3 protein-coding genes and 1 pseudogene are annotated in these 3,517 nt (G+C 64.1%); 1 reads left to right on the top strand and 3 read right to left on the bottom strand.

Annotation, left to right across the window (positions count from 1 at the left end):
* Nucleotides 1-65: 65 nt before the first annotated feature.
* The 3 genes from glnA to lipB form a co-directional block, all read right to left on the bottom strand.
* Nucleotides 66-1,490, bottom strand: a complete 1,425-nt coding sequence (gene glnA / locus SFU54_RS05005; protein WP_319015199.1) for a type I glutamate--ammonia ligase — start codon at nucleotides 1,488-1,490, stop codon at nucleotides 66-68.
* Nucleotides 1,491-1,635: 145 nt separating this feature from the next.
* A complete protein-coding gene (gene lipA / locus SFU54_RS05000) occupies nucleotides 1,636-2,658 on the bottom strand; it encodes a lipoyl synthase (protein ID WP_319015198.1) in 1,023 nt (340 codons plus the stop codon).
* Complete coding sequence (lipB, locus tag SFU54_RS04995) at nucleotides 2,655-3,329, bottom strand: lipoyl(octanoyl) transferase LipB (protein ID WP_319015197.1); 675 nt, start codon at nucleotides 3,327-3,329, stop codon at nucleotides 2,655-2,657. The genes lipA and lipB overlap by 4 nt, the downstream gene beginning before the upstream one ends.
* Nucleotides 3,330-3,370: 41 nt before the next feature.
* Between lipB and SFU54_RS04990 the strand changes: the two are divergent.
* A pseudogene (locus SFU54_RS04990) lies at nucleotides 3,371-3,517 on the top strand (RDD family protein); the annotation flags it as partial.

Here is a 3,517-nt window from a genome sequence, read left to right as displayed (position 1 = left end):
GGGCCCCGCTCCCGAAGGAGCGAGGCCCGCGCTGGTGTGGTGGCTATCTCGATCGAGGCTGAGGCCTAGACCGAGAAGTAGAGCTCGTACTCGAACGGGTGCGGACGCTGGGCGGCCGGCAGAATCTCGTTCGTTCGCTTGTAGTCAATCCAGGTCTCGATGAGGTCCTTGGTGAAGACGCCACCCGCGAGCAAGAACTCGTGGTCGTTCTCGAGTGCGACGAGCGCCTCTTCGAGCGAACCGGGAACCTGCGGGATGCCCTTGGCCTCCTCGGGGGGAAGCTCGTAGAGGTCCTTGTCGACGGGCTCGTGCGGCTCGATCTTGTTGATGATGCCGTCGATACCGGCCATGAGCTGCACCGCGAACGCGAGGTACGGGTTGCCCGAGGCGTCAGGCGCGCGGAACTCGATGCGCTTGGCCTTGGGGTTGGTGCCCGTGATCGGGATGCGGATAGCAGCCGAGCGGTTACCGGCCGAGTAGACCAGGTTGACGGGAGCCTCGAAGCCCTTGACCAGACGGTGGTACGAGTTCAGCGAAGGGTTCGTGAACGCGAGGATCGCCGGAGCGTGCTTGAGAATGCCGCCGATGTACCAGCGCGCGATGTCGCTGAGTCCGCCGTAGCCGGCCTCGTCGTAGAACAGGGGCTTGCCCTCGTTCCAGAGCGACTGGTGCGTGTGCATACCCGAGCCGTTGTCGCCGAAGAGGGGCTTGGGCATGAAGGTCGCAACCTTGCCCCACTCGAGGGCCGTGTTCTTGACGATGTACTTGAACTTCAAGATGTCGTCGGCGGCCGAGACCATCGTGTCGAACTTGTAGTTGATCTCACCCTGGCCGGCGGTGCCCACCTCGTGGTGGCTGCGCTCGACCTCGAGGCCGACCTCCATGAGCTTCAGCACGATGTCGTCACGCAGGTCAGCGTGCTGGTCGACCGGGCTCACGGGGAAGTAGCCGCCCTTGTAGGGGGTCTTGTTGGCGAGGTTGCCGCCCTCTTCGGCGCGCGCGGTGTTCCATGCGGCTTCGCTCGAGTCGACCGAGTAGAACGAGGTGTTCTGCTTCACTTCGTAGCGAACGTCGTCGAAGATGTAGAACTCGGCCTCGGGGGCAAAGAACGCGGTGTCGGCGATGCCCGTCGACGCGAGGAACTTCTCGGCCTTCTTAGCAACCTGGCGCGGGTCGCGAGCGTAGATCTCGCCGTTACGCGGGTTGTAGATGTCGAAGACCATGACGAGCGTGCGCTCGGTGCGGAAGGGGTCGACGTACGCGGTCGACACGTCCGGAATCAGCTGCAGGTCGGACTCGTGAATCGACTGGAAGCCTCGGATCGAGGAGCCGTCGAACAGCTGGCCGACCGTGAAGAAGTCCTCATCGACGGTCGAGGCGGGGATGTTGAAGTGCTGCTGGACACCGGGGAGGTCGGTGAAGCGAATGTCGAGGAACTTGACATCCGTGTCCTTGATGAACTTCAGCACCTCGGAAGAATCACTGAACATGTGACAGATCTCCTGAGCTTGGTACCGGACGACTGCAGTCGCAGCCTGCCTCGAGACTAGGCGCAGGGCATTTCCCGTCAGTGTCCCCTTTGTTTCGGGGATGTTACGGCGCTGTCGACGAGCGAAACACGCTGTCGACGGATGCTCAACCGACCGCTTGCGCGAATCCCGCCGACGCGTCGGCCAACGCCCGCATCGACTCAGGAATCTCGCGACCCTTCGCGACCATCGACTGAGCCCACAGGCGTCCTGCCCGGTAGCTGGAGCGCACGAGCGGGCCCGCGAGCACGCCCAAGAACCCGATCTCTTCGGCTTCGGCCTTGAGTTCAACAAACTCTTCGGGCTTGACCCAGCGGTCAATCGGGTGGTGGCGCGAGCTCGGTCGCAGGTACTGCGTGATCGTGACGATGTCGGTGCCCGCTTCGTGCAGGTCACGCAAGGCTTGCGACACCTCGTCACGGGTCTCGCCCATGCCAAGAATGAGGTTTGACTTCGTGATGAGCCCGAAGTCACGGGCCTGGGTAATGACGTCGAGCGAGCGCTCGTAGCGGAAGGCCGGGCGAATGCGCTTGAAGATGCGCGGCACGGTCTCGACGTTGTGCGCAAAGACCTCGGGGCGCGATTCGAACACCACGCGCAGCAATTCCGGGTTTCCCGAGAAGTCGGTCGCCAGCAACTCGACACCGGTGCCCGGGTTCAGTTCGTGAATCATGCGCACGGTCTCGGCGTGCAGCCACGCTCCCTCGTCGGGCAGGTCATCGCGGGCTACGCCCGTGACGGTCGCGTAGCGCAGGTTCATCTGCACGACCGATTCAGCGACGCGTCGAGGCTCGTCGGTGTCGTAGTCCGCAGGCTTGCCGGTGTCGATCTGGCAGAAGTCGCAGCGACGGGTGCACTGGCTGCCGCCGATGAGGAACGTTGCCTCACGGTCTTCCCAGCACTCATAGATGTTCGGGCATCCCGCCTCTTGGCAGACGGTGTGCAGTTGCTGTTCGCCGACAAGCGAGCGCAGCGCGGTGTACTCGGGCCCCATCTTGGCGCGCGTCTTGATCCACTCGGGCTTCTTCTCGATCGGCGTCTGGGCGTTGCGCACCTCAAGACGCAAGAGCTTTCGGCCCTCGGCGGGATGGGTTGCCGGCGTTGACGAGGCGGGGGGAAGAATGGTCATGCGGATGCTCCTTGCGAGGCGGTGGTCAGCGACGCAGCAGCGCCGACGAAGTCGTGGACGAGCGGGCCGAAGTGGCGCTCGATGAGAGGGATGACCTGCTCGGGCGTGACCGTGCGGCCGAGCTCGCGGCTCACCGAGGTGACACCGGCATCAGAAAGTCCGCACGCAACGATCGAGTTGTAGGCGTCGAACGTGTTCGAGCAGTTGAGGGCGAAGCCGTGCATGCTCACCCCTTGCGCCACGCGAATGCCGATGGCTGCGATCTTGTCGGTGCCGCGCATCCAGACTCCACTTCGACCGGCCACGCGCCCCGCGCCCTCAACGCCTAAGTCGGTGAGAACGGCGATGAGCATGCCCTCGAGGCAGCGCACATACTGCACGACATCGATGGGGTCGGCGAGACGGATGATCGGATACCCCACGAGCTGACCGGGGCCGTGCCACGTGATCTTGCCACCGCGGTCGACTTCGATGACGGGGGTGCCGTCGACGGGTCGTTCGTGCGGTTCGGTGCGCTTGCCCGCTGTGTAGACGCTCTCGTGTTCGAGAAGCATGACAGTATCGGGCGCCCGGCCCTCGGCGACGGCAGCGTGCAGTGCACGCTGTTGCTCGAGACCCGACAAATACGGCACGGAGTTGGCGCTTAGCCCCGTGACGACGTAGTCGATCACGCGCTCAGTGTACGCCCGTGTGGGCCTTCTAGGCTGAGGGCGTGTCTGACAGTTCTGAGGTCTCATCGCCCGATTGGCCGGGGCAGCGTCTCGGCCTGCCCGAAAGCGGCTCACGCTCGGTTGCTCGACTTGGTCGCCGCATTGCCGCCATCGCCATTGACTGGGGCATCGCCGTTGCGATCTCGGCG

The sequence above is a fragment of the Microcella sp. genome, from assembly GCF_033763155.1.
Classification (GTDB): Bacteria; Actinomycetota; Actinomycetes; order Actinomycetales; family Microbacteriaceae; genus Microcella.
This window is presented reverse-complemented; position numbering and strand designations above follow the sequence as displayed.